This window comes from Stenotrophomonas sp. STEN033 (genome assembly GCF_056856655.1).
In genome coordinates, this window is the sequence record NZ_JBXFWM010000089.1 from 1 (window position 1) to 15,967 (window position 15,967).

12 protein-coding genes are annotated in these 15,967 nt (G+C 63.9%); 4 read left to right on the forward strand and 8 right to left on the reverse strand.

The annotated features are described in order from the left end of the window. Positions 1-372 precede the first annotated feature (372 nt). The 6 genes from AC1VXC_RS19695 to AC1VXC_RS19720 form a co-directional block, all read right to left on the reverse strand. Positions 373-1,449, reverse strand: a complete 1,077-nt coding sequence (locus AC1VXC_RS19695; RefSeq protein ID WP_481539636.1) for an alpha/beta fold hydrolase — start codon at positions 1,447-1,449, stop codon at positions 373-375. 570 nt (positions 1,450-2,019) lie between these two features. After that, the gene (locus AC1VXC_RS19700; protein WP_481539637.1) at positions 2,020-4,872 is read right to left on the reverse strand and encodes a TonB-dependent receptor; all 2,853 of its coding nucleotides are present in this window, start codon (positions 4,870-4,872) and stop codon (positions 2,020-2,022) included. Between the two features lie 238 nt (positions 4,873-5,110). Next, positions 5,111-6,418: an ABC transporter permease gene (locus tag AC1VXC_RS19705; protein WP_313174407.1), complete on the reverse strand. Its 1,308-nt coding sequence runs from the start codon at positions 6,416-6,418 to the stop codon at positions 5,111-5,113. Positions 6,419-6,428: 10 nt separating this feature from the next. Continuing rightward, positions 6,429-7,589, reverse strand: a complete 1,161-nt coding sequence (locus tag AC1VXC_RS19710; RefSeq protein WP_293716599.1) for an ABC transporter permease — start codon at positions 7,587-7,589, stop codon at positions 6,429-6,431. An 11-nt stretch (positions 7,590-7,600) separates the two neighbouring features. Further along, positions 7,601-8,287 (reverse strand): ABC transporter ATP-binding protein, encoded by a 687-nt coding sequence (locus tag AC1VXC_RS19715; protein ID WP_313174410.1) that lies wholly within the window; start codon positions 8,285-8,287, stop codon positions 7,601-7,603. A gap of 463 nt (positions 8,288-8,750) precedes the next feature. Beyond that, complete coding sequence (locus tag AC1VXC_RS19720) at positions 8,751-10,001, reverse strand: efflux RND transporter periplasmic adaptor subunit (protein ID WP_313174412.1); 1,251 nt, start codon at positions 9,999-10,001, stop codon at positions 8,751-8,753. A gap of 211 nt (positions 10,002-10,212) precedes the next feature. Between AC1VXC_RS19720 and AC1VXC_RS19725 the strand changes: the two genes are divergently transcribed. Genes AC1VXC_RS19725 through AC1VXC_RS19740 form a run of 4 tightly spaced genes read left to right on the forward strand, consistent with a single transcriptional unit; the run spans position 10,213 to position 13,752 of the window. Further along, positions 10,213-11,133 carry an ABC transporter ATP-binding protein gene (locus tag AC1VXC_RS19725; RefSeq protein ID WP_313174413.1) on the forward strand — a complete coding sequence of 307 codons (921 nt, stop codon included), beginning with the start codon at positions 10,213-10,215 and terminating at the stop codon, positions 11,131-11,133. After that, a complete protein-coding gene (locus AC1VXC_RS19730) occupies positions 11,133-11,912 on the forward strand; it encodes an ABC transporter permease (RefSeq protein ID WP_313174415.1) in 780 nt (259 codons plus the stop codon). Before AC1VXC_RS19725 ends, AC1VXC_RS19730 begins: the two co-directional genes overlap by 1 nt. Before the next feature lie 35 nt (positions 11,913-11,947). Continuing rightward, the gene (locus tag AC1VXC_RS19735; protein WP_481539638.1) at positions 11,948-13,153 is read left to right on the forward strand and encodes a sensor histidine kinase; all 1,206 of its coding nucleotides are present in this window, start codon (positions 11,948-11,950) and stop codon (positions 13,151-13,153) included. Next, positions 13,150-13,752, forward strand: coding sequence for a response regulator transcription factor (locus tag AC1VXC_RS19740; protein ID WP_313495345.1), 603 nt, complete (start codon positions 13,150-13,152; stop codon positions 13,750-13,752). Before AC1VXC_RS19735 ends, AC1VXC_RS19740 begins: the two co-directional genes overlap by 4 nt. 166 nt (positions 13,753-13,918) lie before the next feature. Here the strand turns inward: AC1VXC_RS19740 and AC1VXC_RS19745 are convergent, their stop codons facing one another. After that, positions 13,919-14,452, reverse strand: a complete 534-nt coding sequence (locus AC1VXC_RS19745) for a cytochrome b (protein ID WP_481539639.1) — start codon at positions 14,450-14,452, stop codon at positions 13,919-13,921. Next, on the reverse strand, positions 14,449-15,558 hold the full coding sequence (locus AC1VXC_RS19750) for a catalase family peroxidase (RefSeq protein ID WP_481539640.1): 1,110 nt from the start codon (positions 15,556-15,558) through the stop codon (positions 14,449-14,451). The genes AC1VXC_RS19745 and AC1VXC_RS19750 overlap by 4 nt, the downstream gene beginning before the upstream one ends. Positions 15,559-15,967 lie beyond the last annotated feature (409 nt).

The following is a 15,967-nucleotide window of genomic DNA, read 5'->3' on the forward strand; positions in this document are numbered from 1 at the left end:
AGGCAGGCTTTTGGGGAACTTGTGGGAGCGGCGTAAGCCGCGAAGCTGGTAGCAACAACGGCGCGGAAAGGCTTGAGCGAAGCCAATAACCAAGAGCCAAGAGCTCCCCTCATCCCAACCCTTCTCCCGCAGGCGGGAGAAGGGCTAAGGCAACAGCTGGAGCAAGGGCCAAAACCAAAGCCAAAACCAAAGCCAAAGCCAAACCCAAAGCCAAAGCCAAACCCAAAGCCAAATCCAAAGCCAAAGCCAAAGCCAAAGCATTGGGGCTCCGCCAGGCATCGCCTGGAACGCCCCTGCCGAACATGCTTCGGCACTACGGAGTGGCGAGTCCGACGGCTTTGCTCGTGAGACGCCACCAACGCCTTCGGAAACTCAAAGACTCGCTGTTACCGCCGATGCACAGCGGCCATTGTCATCGGCCTGCTCGAACCAGTTATTCACCGTGCCGGATAGACGATCCAGGCGCATCGGCAAAGTCAGGTGGTCTTCGGCTGCGACCTCCAGATACCGTGCGCGTGGCGCTGCAGCAGCCAATGCGCGGCCTTGTGCTACCGGAATGTGCTCATCGTCGCGGCCGTGTATCAACAGCACGCAGGCTGGTACCTGTGCCAAGGCCTGGCCGACGTCGACCTTATCCAGATTGATGCCAAGCTTGCGATCGGTGGTGGCGATGGCCTCATCCAATCCACGGCCGCCGTATTGCCAACGTGCCAGGGGCAGGGCGACATAGTCGCTCCAACGTTCCGGTGGCTTGGCCAGCATATGCGGCACCATCGTGCGGATTGCTTCGCCGGCGTTGTCGAAGGACTCCATCGCCACGACGCTGCGCAACTGAGTGCCGAGCTCACGGGCGGCGAAGATCGCGGTTGCAGCACCGTATGAAACGCCGAGCAGGTGCACCGGGCCGCTGATCTTGCCTTCGCGCTTCAGGGCGTTCAGTGCCGCGACTACATCCTCGCCTTCGCGGGTTCCGTAGCCGGAAAGTGCATGACCCGAACGACCGTGATTGCGCAGATCCAGCGCGATTGTGCGGTAACCCTGTTGCGCCAATTCCAGTGACCAGGGCAGCAATGAACCGCCGTCCATCATCCAGCCGTGCAACAGGATCACCGTGCCGCGTGGCTGGACGTGGTTCTCGATGCTTGGTGTCGATGCTTCCAGCGAGAACTCCGGGAAGCGTTGGCCCTTGCCGAGATAGCGGTAATCCAGCCGGTAGTCACCTGGCTCGAACGATACCCAATGCAGGGCAACGCCATCGCTGCCAGTAACGTTGCCCTGCTGATGTGGCAGGTTGGCGAGCAGGGCGTCGATGCGTTCGGTGGGGACCAGCGGCGAGGTGCCACCGGGGGCGGCCAAGCGCTCACTGAGTGACAGCGGGGGAACGGGAGATGAGAGGGCAAAGCCAGCCAGCATCACGCAGACGCCAGCCAGCGCCAGCGAACGAAGCATGGCGGGAACCGGTTTGGGGAGTCTGTCACGGTAGCCACAAGGATGCCCTGCATCTACCGCGTGGCGATGGCAGCTAGATGACCGTTGTGTGGTGTTTGGGTTGCGGTGAGTTCCGCTCCCGATCACGTGTCCGGTCAAACAGCGAGCGGTGTGACAGACCGGCGCCCTTGTTTGTGGGAGCGGCGTAAGCCGCGAAGCAGATCAGGGGGCCGCATCTTCAGGCACTGTGCTGCCAGGGAAAATGCGCTTGCAGCTGTTTGCAGGAGCGGCGTTAGCCGCGAAGCTGGTAATGCATCTGCGATTGACGGCCTTGCTCTTGCAGCCTTTTGGGTCGTCGGAGCGGTGAAACTGATTGATTGCGGCAGGCCAGCGACGAAGCGGGTGAAGCCACCCTCACCCCAACCCCCGCTACGCGCCCCGGCCCTTCCGCTGGCGAAAGAGCGCTCGAGTGACCCCGAACCTGTGGTTCGCAAACGGCCCCTCTCCCCCCGCGTGCGGGAGAGGGGCTTCAAGCGCAGCGTTGCGGGTGGTCGACAATGTCATCGACACCCGTCGCTGTTGTTACCTCGATCAGAAGCGCTGCTGGTACTTCATGTACATGAAACGACCGATGTCGAAGCCACCGTAGTAGGTGAAGCTGCTGTTCGGCTGGCTGTACATGATCGGGCCTTCGTGCTTGAACACGTTGTTGACGCCCAGCGACACGGTGCCGTTCCACGGCATGGCATAACGCACCTGCAGGTCGTGGAAGGTGTTGGAGCCCAGCTTGCGGCTCGGCTGCATGTCGGTATACGCCGACTGGAAGTCCGGCATGTTGCACTCCGGGCCACCGTCCAGATCGTAGGAACACTTCTCCTTCATGCTGGAGTAGTAACGGGTAGTCCAGCTCGCGCCGAAGTTGCCGTTCTGCCAATCCAGCGTCAGGTTGGAGCGCACGCGGAAGTTGCCTTCCCAGCCCGTGAACTCTTCGACCGGGGTGGTCGCGACGTTGTCGCTCTTGCGCGAGAGGTAATCCACATACGTGGTGTTCCAGCGCAGCGACAGCTGGCCGAAGGCCATTTCCGGCAGACGGTAGCGAATACCAAGGTCATAGCCGGCGGTTTCCTGGAAGCCGGCGTTGTTCAGCGAGCGGTTCATGCCGCTGACCTGGCCTTTGTTGCCGCCGGTGCTGTAGCGGGTGAAGCGGTCGCAGGCGGAGCTGATGCCCTGCACATAGCACTGGTTGAGGATGTCGGTGGCCGATTCACCAACGATCACGTCGTCGATGCGGATCTTCCACCAGTCCAGGCTCAGGTCCAGGCCGCTGACGAAGTCGGGGCTGTAGACCAGACCGACCGTCCAGGTCTTGGCGGTTTCCGGCTTCAGCGTAGCGTTGGAGCCGGAGGTGAAGTCGGTGACGGCCTGTACGCCCGAGGTGGTGGCCAGTTCGCCGTCACCGGTCTTCTGGCGGAAGTCGGCACCCAGGCCAGCAGCGCTGCAGCGTGCAGCTACTTCAGCATTGCGCGCGGCGGCGCCGAACGAGCGATCGCAGGGATCGGTGACGCGGTCACGGGTGGTGACGGTGCCGCCGTACAGGTCGTCCACGGTCGGTGCACGGAAGCCGGTGCCGTAGGTGGCGCGGACCAGCAAGGTGTCGATCGGCTTCCACTTCAGGCCGAACTTGCCGTTGGTGGTGCCACCGAAGTTGTTGTAGTCGGAGTAGCGGCCAGCCACGTCCAGCGACAGTTCACGTGCGAACGGCAGGTCCGCCAGCAGCGGCACCTGCAGCTCCAGGTAAACCTCGTCCAGCTTGTAGTCGCCACGCGTTGGTGCGCCGCTGGTGCCGGCGATTTCGCCGTTCTGCACCATCAGGTCCGGGGTGTAGCTGGCTTCTTCGCTGCGATGTTCAACACCCATCGCCGCCATGATGTCACCGGCCGGCAGGCTTGCCAGCGAGCCGGAGATGTTGGCGCTGACCACCTTGGTGGTGCTGCGGATTTCGTCGGTGAAGCGGGTGAAGATATAGTCGCGCACCGCCTTGTCGTTGAGCGAACCGGGGCTGTTGCTGCCCGCCGGTGCCAGCGGATTCCACGGCACACAGCCTTCGATCACGTTGCCGACGCTGCCGCAGCGGGCAACGCCGCTGGCATCGATGAAGGACGGGCCGACGGCGAGGTTGACGTGCGGCTGGTACATGCTCTGCAGGCTGCGGCGCTCGCCTTCATTGCGGTTGAACATGTAGCTCACGTTCCAGTCCCAGAAGTGGGAGCCGGTCTCGAAGCTGCCTTCCAGGCCAAGACTGGCGCGCTTGGTGGTCAGCGCGTTGTTGGTTGCACGCGGATACTCCTCGGTGCGACGCGAGAACAGCACGTCTTTGCCCCAGTGGTTGAATGCGCTGCTGGCCGAGAGCGGAGCGCGTGCGCCGCTGGTTGCCTGCGTGGCCGACACCGAGTACGGGTAACCGGCCAGTTGCTTGATCGACTCGCGCTCGCTATACAGAACGTCGGCGACAACACGCAGATCGTCGGTGATCTGGAAACCACCATTGGCGAAAGCGGACTTGCGCTCCAGCGAGGAGAGCAGGGTCATGTTGGTCTTGGTGTTGGCGTAGGTCGCCGGGTCGGGTTTCTTGAAGTTGGCGACATCGGATGGATCGCCGCCCGGGCCGACGGTGAGGGGCTTGCCGTCGACGGTGACCGAACCCCACTGGGTGTTGCCGTTCAGGCCATCAGTGGGATGGTAGGGGCCGTTGGCATAGGCGGTGAATTCACGGGCGCCGCCCAGGACCGGGTCTTCCTTGCTCTTCTCGGCGCCGACGCTGAACCAGCCGCGCTCGAAGGTCTTGCCGAAGTTGGCGCTGTAGCTGCGCTTCTGGCCGTCGCCTTCGCTGTACTGGCCGACATAGGCGGTGGCGTTGCCGCCGTCGAAGTTCTTGCGGGTGATGATGTTGACCACGCCGGCGATGGCGTCCGAGCCGTACAGTGCCGAGGCACCGTCGGTCAGTACTTCAACGCGCTCGACGATGGCCGAGGGAATCGAGCCGACGTCGGAATAGCCACCCGCGCTGACGCCCATGCGACGGCCGTCGATCAACACCAGGGTGCGTTCGGGGCCAAGGTTGCGCAGGCTGACGAACATGCCGCCGTAATCACGGCCGGAGGACAAGGCCGAGGCGCGGCTCAGCGACGGTGCGCCGGCAGCGGTGACGTCCTGCAGGATGTCGGCGACGTTGACGTAGCCCTTCTTCTCGATTTCCGCTCGGCTCAGGGCGATGACCGGCTGTGCGGTCTCAACGCTGGCCTGGCGGATGCGCGAACCGGTGATCTCGACGCGGTCCAGGGTGGTGGTGGTCTGGTTTGCGTCCTGTGCGAACGCGGTGAGGCTGCAGCTGCCGAGCAACGCGAGGGTGATCGCGGAGCACAGCGGGGTCGACTTCAAATACATCGCTTTCGGTTTTCCTTTGTACCAACTACAAAAAAGGCGCCCTTGAGGGGCGCCGTGACAGATGCATCACCGTTGGGGGAGGGACGCAGCATCTGCCATCACAGCTCCGCTGGCCGCCGGGACTTGGGCGGGGGCGCATGATGACCGAAACGGATGGATGCGTGAAGGTAGACTTTCTGCCAACCCACCTGCGTGTGGGCAGGTGGGTTGCGTGTTTGGCAGGCTGCGCCTGGTTGAATCAGGTCTCGCGCAATGCGGTGGTGATCGGCAGGCGTGCCGCGCGCAATGCCGGGAACAGCCCGCCCACCAGTCCGATCCCCAATGCCCACTTCAGCCCGCTCCACAACAGTGGCGGCGAGACCTTGAACTGGAACACCACCTGGCTGAAGTTGTTGCCCAAGGTGGAGACGGTGAAGTTGTTGAACGCCAGCCAGGCCACCACACCGCCGAGCACGCCACCGAGCAACGCGAGCAACATGGTTTCCAGCATCACCGCGGTCACCACCGGCACGCCACGGAAACCAATCGCACGCAAGGTCGCGATCTCGCGTGCACGCGTGGCCACGGCCGCATACATGGTGTTGAGCGCACCGAACACCGCGCCCACCGCCATGATCGCGCCGATCACCGTGCCCAGCACCTTGAGCAGCTTGTTCAGGCCGCCGCCCTGCTTGCGGTAGTACTCGGCGGTGCTTTCCACGTCCAGCTTCAGCCGTGGGTCGTTTTCCACTGCGGCCTTGAAGGTCTCGAAGCCCTGCTTGCCGTCGGTGCGCACGCTGATCGATTGCCAGGCGCTACGGTTGTAGGTGGTGGCCAAGGTCTGCGCGTCGGTCCAAAGTTCCGAATCGTGGGCGTCGCCGGATTCGAAGATGCCGACCACGGTCCAATCCTGGTTGCCCAGGCGCAGGGTCTTGCCGACCTCCAGGCCCTGGAACTGCTTCTGCGCGCCGCGTCCGGCCACGATCTCGCGCAGGCCGGCGCCGAACTTGCGGCCTTCGACCAGGCGCACTTTCTCGTGCACCGCCCAGGCCTGCTCGCCGACACCGCGGAACTGTGCGTTCACATCGGTGCCATCGCTGCGCGAGGTGAGGTTGACTACCTGCGAGGCTTCGGCGGAAACCAGCGGCCGTCCATTTTCGCCGCGCGTCACGCCGGGCAGGGTTTCCAGCAGCGGCACCTGGTCGCGGGTGATCACCGAGTTGGTCTCCGCCTGCGAACCGCCGCGCAGCACGATCGCGGTGCTGTCATCGCCGGTGTTCTCCAGCGTGGCCTGGAAGCCCTGGCCCATCGCCAGCATCGCCACCAGCACACCGACCACACCGGCAATACCGATCACGATCACCGAAGATGCGCCCCAGCGTTGCGGCAGGCTGGCCAGCCCGATGCGGGTTGCGGCAAGCGCCAGCCGGCCGGTGCGGGTCAGCAGCAGCCACAGCGCGACCGCCACCGCGACCACGGCGACGCCGATCCACGGCAGCGCAATCCATACGCCCAGGCCGACGATGAGCAGCACGATCACCAGCGCATTCGAAAGAAAATTCTTCATGTCGTTCTCCTCAGCGCCCGGCCAGTGCGTCGACGATCTTCAGGCGCTTGGCCCGCAGTGCCGGCAACACGCCCACCACCAGGCCGATCACCACGATCAGCACCAGCCCCACGATCCAGGTCTGCGCCGGCACATGCGGCGGCAGCAGGCCCATGGTCTGTGGCGCCATTACCGGCAATGCCAGCGCCGCCAACCCCAGCCCGATGGCGCCGCCCAGGCCGACCAGCACGATGGATTCCACCATCACCAGCATCAGCATGGTGCCATCGGTGAAGCCCAGCGTTTTCAGCGTGGCCAGCTCCGGCACGCGCTCGCGCACGGCCTGGGCCATGGTGTTGCCGGTGAGCAGCAGCAGGGTGAAGAACACCGCGCCCATGATCGAGGTGACGATCATGCCGATGTCGGCGAACTGCTTGATGAAGGCTTGTTGGAAGGCCGACTCGGTCTGGCTCTTGGTCTCGTGGTCGGAGTTGGCCGAGATCGCGTCGATGGCCTGGGCCACGCGCGAGGCATGGTCTGGGTTGTCCAGGCGCACGGTGTACCAGCTGACCTGGTTCTTGATGTAGTCGTTGGATTCGTCGAAGTACTTCCAGTTCATCATCAGCTGGCGTTCTTCGTTGGCGGCGGTGGCGGTGTTCTTGGATTTGAATATGCCGACCAGCTGCAGCGGCCAATCGTTGCTGCCACCACGCGGGAAGATGGTGGCCTGCAGCGGGATGGTGTCGCCGATCTTCCAGCCGAACTGCTTGGCCAGCGATTCGCCGACGATGGCGCCAGTGCGCGTGTTGCGGAAGGCATCGACCTGGTCCTTGGGGATCTCGAACTCGGTCATCAGATCGAAGTAGTTGGGCGCCACCGAGAAGTTGGGGAAGAAATTCTTCTGGTCCTGGTAGATGCCGCCGAACCACATGGCATAGGTGACATCCTGGACGCCTTCGATCTGGCGGATCTGCGGTTCCAGGCGGATCGGCAGCGACTGGGTGATGGACAGGCGCGAGGCCACCACCAGCCGGTTGGCGCCGGCCACCGTATTGCCGCCGCTGGCGAAGGCGACACGCACCGAATCGAGCATGCCGAACAGCAGGAAGGCGGTGACGATGGACAGCAGGGTGAACAGCGTGCGCGTGCGGCTGCGGAACAGCTGCGCCCATATCAGTGAGAAGTACTTCATGGCCGTGCTCCTCAGTGCACCGGGGCGTCGACCAGCTCGCCCTTGTCCAGATGCACGGTGTGGGTGGCGTACTCGGCCGCCTTGGGATCGTGGGTGACCATGATGATGGTCTTGCCGTGTTCGCGGTTGAGCAGCTGCAGCAGGCCCAGCACTTCTTCCGCGCTCTGGCGGTCGAGGTCGCCGGTGGGCTCATCGCAGATCAGGAAGGTCGGGTCGGAGACGATGGCGCGGGCAATCGCCACGCGTTGCTGCTGGCCACCGGAGAGCTCGTTGGGGCGGTGGTCGCGGCGATCGGCCAGGCCAACCAGGGTCAGCGCGATCTGCGCGCGGCGCTTGCGCTCGCCGGCATTGAGGTTGGTCAGCAGCAGCGGCAGTTCGACGTTCTTCTGCGCGGTGAGCATGGGCATCAGGTTGTAGAACTGGAACACGAAGCCAACGTGATGGCTGCGCCAGGTAGACAGTTGGCCGGCGCTGAGCTGGTCGATGCGTTGGTCTTCGATGTTGATCTCGCCACCGCTGGGCGTGTCGAGGCCGCCGATCAGGTTGAGCAGGGTGGTCTTGCCGGAGCCGGACGGACCCATCAGGGCGACGAAGTCACCGCGATCGATATCCAGGTTGATGCCGTGCAGTACCTGCACTTTTTCCGGGCCACGCTGATAGGTCTTGGTGATGTTGCGCAGGGAGACGAGGGTGCTCATGGATGATCCTCAGCAGTGACGCGGTGATGTTTGATGTTGGATGTTGGATGTTGAAAGTTTGATTTAGGACGCGAGTTTGCTTCGCTTTGCTTCTGGTCCCCTCCCTTTGCCGAAGGCAAGGGGAGGGCTAGGGAGGGGTGCTTTTGGCTTTGCTTTTCTCTGGCGTTGGCCCTTGCTGTTGTTGCTTTCCCCTCTTCCGCCTGCGGGAGAGGGGTAGGGGTGAGGGCTGCTTCTGCTTTGCTTCAGGTTTCTGCAGTAGCTCTGCTTTATGTGGCTTTCAAAGCCAAAGCCAAAGCCAAAGCCAAAGCCAAAGCCAAAGCCAAAGCCAAAGCCAAAGCCAAAGCACCCCTCCCCAACCCTCCCCTGCGCTCCGCGCAAGGGAGGGGGTAGAAGCAACAGCAAAAGCTCCACTTCAGTGCATCAAGTGATTCGTGCCATCGCAGCAAAGATCACAAGCCCGCGCTTACTTCTCCGCGCCTTCCAGCGTCACTTTGTCGCCATCTTTCAATTCAACAGCCGGGCTGAGTACCACTGTCTGCCCGGCACTCAATCCCGACAGCACCTGCTTGTCCTTGGCCAATACCTGGCCCACCTGCAGCGATTGCTGCTTCACCTTGTCATCGGCCTGCACGACAAAAGCGACCGGCTTGCCGTCACGTTCGACGATCGCAGCAGCGGGTACGCGCACGCCCTTCGGTGCTTCGGTACCAGCGGCTGCGGCCTTCTCCAGGAAGCTCACGCGCACACCCATCTCCGGCACGATGCGCGGGTCCTTGGCTTCCAGTGCCACGCGTACCTTTACCGTGGCCTTGCCACGGTCAGCGGTGGGAATGATGGCGATCACGTGACCGGGAATCTTCCAGTCCGGATAGGCATTGAGAACGATCTCAACCGGCATCTTCGGCTGCACGCGGCCGATGAAGGCTTCGCCCACTTCCACTTCCACTTCCAACGAGTCCATGTCGACGATGGTGCCGATGCCGGTACGGGTGAAACCACCACCGGCCGACAGTGGCGACACGATTTCGCCGGGCTGCGCGGCCTTGGCCGTCACCACGCCGGAGAACGGTGCGCGGACCACGTTGTTGTCCACGCCCAGATCGGCAATGGCCAGCGCGTCCAGTGCCACCTTGGCGTTGTGACGTGCGGTCTGCAATTGCGCACGCAGGCTGTCACGTGCAGCGACGGCCTGGTCGTACTGCGAGCGTGAGACCAGCTGCTGGCCAACCAGCGACTGCAGGCGGCCTGCTTCGGCTTCGGCCTGGCGCAGCTGTGCCTGCAGGCCATCGGTCTGGCTGCGGGCGGCATCGAGCTGGGCGGCATTGAGGCTGCGCTGGGCGTTGGCGTCGATCGGGTCGAGCGTGGCCATCACCTGGCCTTCTTCGACACGCATGCCTTCCTCGATCATCACCTCGCGCACCTTGCCGGTTATTTTCGCCGATACCGTCGCCATGCGCCGGGCCACCACGTAGCCGCTGGCGTCCAGCACCGAGTTGTTACCGGCACCGGCCTGGCTCATTGCCACTACCGGCGCGGTCTGCACGGTCATGGGCTTTTTGCCGCCGAGAAGGGCGCCAACGCCAAGTACCAGCAGCAGGGCCAGCACCAGGCCGATCACAATCCACAACCAGCGCCGCGAGGGCGAAGGGCCGCCGGGTGGCGGGGCGGAGCGGTCGATACGGAGTTCCTTCAGCAGTTCAGCAGATGCATTCATGGGTAGCAGGACGGCGTGGGAGGGGAAATGTGACCGCAACTTACCGCAAACCGCCGCGGCCGGCAGCGGTGGACCGTAGTGGGCGAATCATAATGGCCGCTGTACCCGCTGCGCAGGTGACGGCTGTCATGTGCTTTGCCTGATCGGATTCACTGGGGAGGCAGACATTGGCGACCTAAGGTTGCGGCATTCCCTGAAGAAGGTGGCGGCGATGACGGCACACGGTGAAGTACTGGCAAGCCTGCAGGGCGTGCACAAGCGTTACGGTGCGGTGCGGGCGCTGGATGGCGTTGACCTGGAACTGCGGGCGGGACAGGTCCTGGCGCTGCTTGGCCCCAATGGTGCAGGCAAGACCACCGCCATCAGCCTGCTGCTGGGCCTGCTGCGGGCCGATGCCGGGCAGGTGCAGTTGTTCGGCCATGATCCGCAACAGCTGGCGGCGCGGCGTGGCATCGGGGTGATGCTGCAGAGCGCAGCGTTGCCCGAGACCTTGAACGTGGGCGAGCTGATCCAGTTGTCGGCCAGCTACTTTCCAGCCCCCCGCGGCCTTGCGGATGTTGCCGCGCTGGCCGGCATCGAGGATCTGCTGAAGCGCCGCTACGGCAAGCTGTCCGGTGGCCAGCAGCGGCGCGTACAGTTCGCCCTGGCCGTGTGTGGGCGGCCACGGCTGCTGTTCCTGGACGAACCCACGGTTGGCCTGGACCTGCCGGCCCGCCAGCAGCTGTGGGCGACGGTACGGGCCTTGGTCGCCGAAGGCACCGCGGTGGTCCTGACCACCCATTACCTGGAGGAAGCCGAGCGCCTGGCCGATCGCGTCTGCGTGCTGCTGCGCGGACGTATCGTCAGCGATGGCAGCGTGGATGCGCTGCGTGCACGGGTCATCCATCGCAGCATCCGCTGTGTCAGCACGCTGGATGTGGCTGTGGTCGCAGCCTGGCCGGGGGTGATGCAGATCAGCCAGGATGGCGATTACCTGCAGCTGCGCAGCGACCGCGTCGAAAGCGTGGTGCGCCAATTGCTGCAGGCAGACCCTGCGTTGTCCGGCTTGGAGGTTCAGCCAGCAGGGCTGGGCGAGGCCTTCACTGATCTGACGCTCTCGGATGCTGCACAGACACAACGCGAGGCTGCCTGATGAATACCCCATACCAATCCATGCTGCCTGCGATGTCGTCCCGCCAGATGCTCGGTGCCTATCTGCAGGAGATCCGTGCCGAGTGTCTGCGTTACCTGCGCTACCCCGGTTTCGTGTTGCCGACCTTGCTGTTTCCGGCCGTGTTCTACTTGCTGTTCGCGGTGCTGCTCGGCCACACGCAGCCGATCCAGGCCGCCCGCTTCCTGCTGGGCAGTTATGTCACCTTCGGGGTAATGGCGCCGGGCCTGTTCGGTTTTGGCATCGCGCTGGCGTTGGAGCGTGACAACGGCCTGCTCACCCTCAAGCGCGCCATGCCAATGCCGCCGCTGGCCTATCTGCTCGGCAAGATGATGATGGCAATGCTGACCGCGCTGGCCATCGTGGTGATCCTGCAGTTGTTGGCCATCACTGTGGCCGGGGTGCAGCTCAATGCCTCGCAGATGCTGCGGCTGACCGCGGTTGCAACGTTGGGCACCTTGCCGTTCTGCGCACTGGGCCTGCTGCTGGGCACGTTGGCCAAGGGCAATGGTGCGGCGGCGGTGATCAACCTGGTCTACCTGCCGATGGCGGTGTTGTCGGGGTTGTGGTTCCCGTTGAAGGTGTTGCCGCCGCTGCTGCGTGAGCTGGCGGTGCTCTGGCCCAGTCATCATCTGAACATGTTGGCGCAGGGCGCGTTGGACTTCGAGGTGGGCGCCGCCTGGCCGCACGTGCTGTGGCTGCTCGTATTCACGGTGGCCATCACGGCGGTGGCGGGTTGGCGTCTGCGCCGCCACGGCTGATGGCATCATTGCCGCATTGCACAGGATCAACGCCGATGGGATTGCAGCGCCCTGAGTGGTTCAAGCCGGCACCGGATTCGGTGGTGGCCGACAACATCAAGCTCGGCAAATGGCCGTGGGTGGATGCCGTGCATCTGCTGTGGACGGTCTGGGTATTCATCACGCCGATGTTTGGTGCGGGCTATACGCTGCGCTGGGCGCTGATCACGCTATGGTCGTTCCCGCTGTTCATCGTGTTCTACCTGTTGACGCTGACAAGCGCGCGGCGGCACGCGCCGATCTTCGCGTTGGCGATGATCGTGCTGTCGATGGCGCTGCTGCCGATCTATCCGTCCGGCATGAATTACTTCGTGTTCGGCTGCGTGATGCTGCGGACCAACCGTTGCATCAGCATACGCCAGTACCTTCTGGAACTGGCACTGCTGAACATTGCCTTCGTCGCGCTGGCAACGTGGATAGGTTACCCGTGGCAGGTGGTTGCCTGGATTCCAGCGCTGACGGTGATCATCGGCCTGATCGTCAATGTCGAGCGGACGAGCAGTGAGAAGGATGCCGCTTTGCGACTCTCCCACGAAGAAGTGCGGCGTCTGGCGGCGACCGCGGAGCGCGAGCGCATCGGTCGCGACCTGCATGACCTGCTCGGGCATACGCTGTCGCTGATCACCTTGAAGATGGAGTTGTCACGCAAACTGTTCGAGCGCGACCCGCAACGGTCCCAGCGCGAGCTGGCCGAAGCCGAGCAGATCGCGCGCGATGCGTTGGCCCAGGTACGCAGTGCAGTCACCGGCTTCCGCGCAGCGGATCTGGCGGCTGAGCTGGCGTCTGCACACCTGCTGCTGGAGTCCTCGCGCGTGCACCTGCGCTATTCTCCGCCGCCCGCGATGCCTGCGTGGATCGAGGCGGGTTTGTCGATGGTGCTGCGAGAGGCCGCGACCAATATCGCTCGCCATGCCCAGGCCAATGAGGCGCTGGTCAGCATCGAGGTTTCGCCGGAGGCAGTGCTGATGGAGGTGGTGGACGATGGTCGCGGTGGTGTTTCAGCCAATGGCAATGGGCTGGCGGGAATGCGCGAGCGCGTGTCTGCCTTGGGGGGTGAACTGCAGATTGACTCACCCAAAGGGCAGGGCACGCGGTTGAAGGTTCGCATCCCGGTGCAGGCACAACGGATGGCATACGAACCAGTGGCCAGCACCCGACAGCGCGACTCGACTGATCTGCCGGCGCAGGAGGCAGGCGCATGATCCGCATCCTGTTGGCCGAGGATCAGGCGATGGTGCGCGGAGCGCTGTCGGCGTTGCTCAATCTTGAATCCGACATTGAAGTGATCGGTACTGCTGCCGACGGTGAAGTTGCCTGGCGTGAATTGCAGCGGCTGAAACCGGACATCCTGGTTACCGATATTGAAATGCCACTGCTGACCGGGTTGGAACTGGCGCAACGCGTGCAACGACAACAATTGCCGATCAAGGTGGTGATAGTGACCACCTTTGCGCGCAGTGGTTTCCTGCGCCGGGCCCTGGATGCGGGAGTGCAGGGTTATCTGCTGAAAGATGCGCCGGCCGAGAAATTGGCTGATGCGCTGCGCCAGGTGCATCGCGGTGGGCGCGCGATAGATCCGCAATTGGCAGTGGAAGCGTGGTCCGAGGCCGACCCGTTGAATGATCGCGAACGGCAGGTGCTACGACTTGCCGGAGAAGGTCGCTCGGCCAATGAGATCGCCGAGCAGTTGGGGCTGTCGCATGGCACCGTGCGCAACTACCTGTCCGAATGTATAGGAAAGCTTGGCGTTGCAAATCGCATTGAGGCGCACCGCGTGGCGCGCCAGAAGGGCTGGTTGTAGCTCTCTCCCTTGCGCCGAAGGCGTAGGGGAGGGCGGGGAGGGGGTGCGCTTGAGGCTTCTCAAGCACTGTCAGCTTCGCGGCTCACGCCGCTCCTGCAGGCAAGTCAGCATCGCTGGTGATGCCCCTTGCCGAGCATGGCTCGGCACTACCGCTGCTCCTGCGTTGCTACTTTCCTCGTGCCATCGCCTGGAACACGCCATCGCGGCGCACCCAGGCATGGAACAGCGCGGCACCCACATGCACCAGTACCGTGGCAAACAGCAAGTAGGCGAGCAGGCTGTGGGCGTTGCGCAGCAAGGCATACAACGAAGGCGTATGCGCCACGATGGCCGGCAGCTGCACGCCGCCCCACAGCACGATGGGATAGCCGCCCGCCGACAACATCGCCCAGCCGATCAGCGGCATCGCCAGCATCAATGCATACAACAGCCAATGCGAGGCGGTGGCAGCCCATGCCTGCCATGCCGGCAGGTCAGCGGGCAGCGGCGGAGGCCGGTGGCGCAGGCGGTTGTACAGACGCAGCAGGACCAGTACGAAGATCAGCACGCCGAGTGGTCGGTGCAGGTTGATCAACCCCGGCCGCAGGTGCACCGAGGCGACCATGGTCACGCCGATGAACAGCATCGCCAGGATCAGCAGCGCCATGCTCCAGTGCAGAACGCGTGCCAGCAGGTTGAAGTGGCCGTTGCTGCTGCTCATGGCTGCACCTGTGCGTTGTCGCGTGCGGCTTCGCCAGTGGCGCGCTCGCGCTCGCGGCGATTGAAGGATTGCGAGTACACCGCTGAGCGGGCGGCGAGGATGGGGTCGTCGCTGCCTTCGACGCCCTTGGGCAGGATCAGCGGGTCGAAGTTGAGGTCATTGCAGCTGCCTTGTTCCTGCGGCTGCATCTGCTCGATGTTGAGCACGCCGGCGACTACCTGCTCGCGCTCGGCTGGCCACGGCACGGACGGATCACTGATCGCGTCCTGCGAGCTGGCCAGGGTCACCACCAGGTTCCAGCGTACCGGGCCCTGCGCCAGCCGCTGCTGCAGATCCTGGCTGAGGAAATCCACGCCGGCCTGTTCCCGGCTTGCAGCATCCAGTTCACGCGGCGTGGCCTGTGGCTGCCAGCGCCAACGCACGGCACGGCGTTGCCCCTGTGCGTTGGTGAACCAGAAGCTGTTGACGCTGTTGAACTCGGTGCTGGCCCAGCTGTCGGTCCACGGCGCGGTCTTGGCCCATTGGGTGAAGGCACGGGCGCTGGGGTACTTTTCCTGGATCGCGGCCAGCTTGGCCGGGTCCGGCTTGCCGGTGGCCGGGTCGGGAATCTGCGCGCGGGTCTGCTCGTAGAAGGCTTCCGGTGTGGCAACGGCGAGGAACGGGAAGCTGTTCATTGCCATGCGCCATTGCTGGCCGTCATCGCTGCTCAGCTGCAAGGCGATGCTGCGCACGCGCGCGTTGTTGTCGGCGCCATGCGGGTTGCCACCGCCTATCGACAGGCGGCCGAGTACCGGTACGCGTTGCTGTTCGAACATGCGGGCATGTGACAGCTGTGGCGCCTGTGCGCTCGGTTCGAACCAGCCGCTTACGCAGACGCCCTTGCTGTGGGCGCGACGAAAGCCGGGGTGGTTGGCGCCGGTGGCTTCGATGGCATCGGTGAAGTTCTGGGCGGTGAGTCGATCACGACCAATCCAGCCGGCGAGCCAGGCAAAGCCGAGTGCGACTGCACCGAGGATCAGTGCGATCAAGGCGATCCAGGGCAGTGGAGAGTGCGGCTGGCTGCCGCGCGCTTGCCCGCCATGGCGGGTGAATTTGAATAGGGGCATTGCGATACCAGTCTTGACCGACGGGAGCGTGGTGCCGCTATACGGTGGCAGAACTGGCTGCTGAGGGCCAGCGTTGCGCTTTGCTCTCTTCCTTGCGCGTAGCGCAGCGGCTTTCAGCCCCCTCCCTTGCACGCAGTGCAGCGGCTTTCAGCCCCCTCCCTTGCGCGTAGCGCAGGGGAGGGTTGGGGAGGGGTGAGCTTTTGCGCTTTTGATGTTGCTTTGGCTGCTGGCTTTTCTCGCTTGGATCGCGGCGTGCATGCAGATCAAAATCAAAATCTGAAGCCAAGGCCAAAGCCAAGCCAAAGCCAAAGCCAAAGCTCCCCTCATCCCAACCCTTCTCCCGCAGGCGGGAGAAGGGCTAAGGCGACAGCCGGAGCCGGAGCCGGAGCAAGAGCCAGAGCCAGAAGCC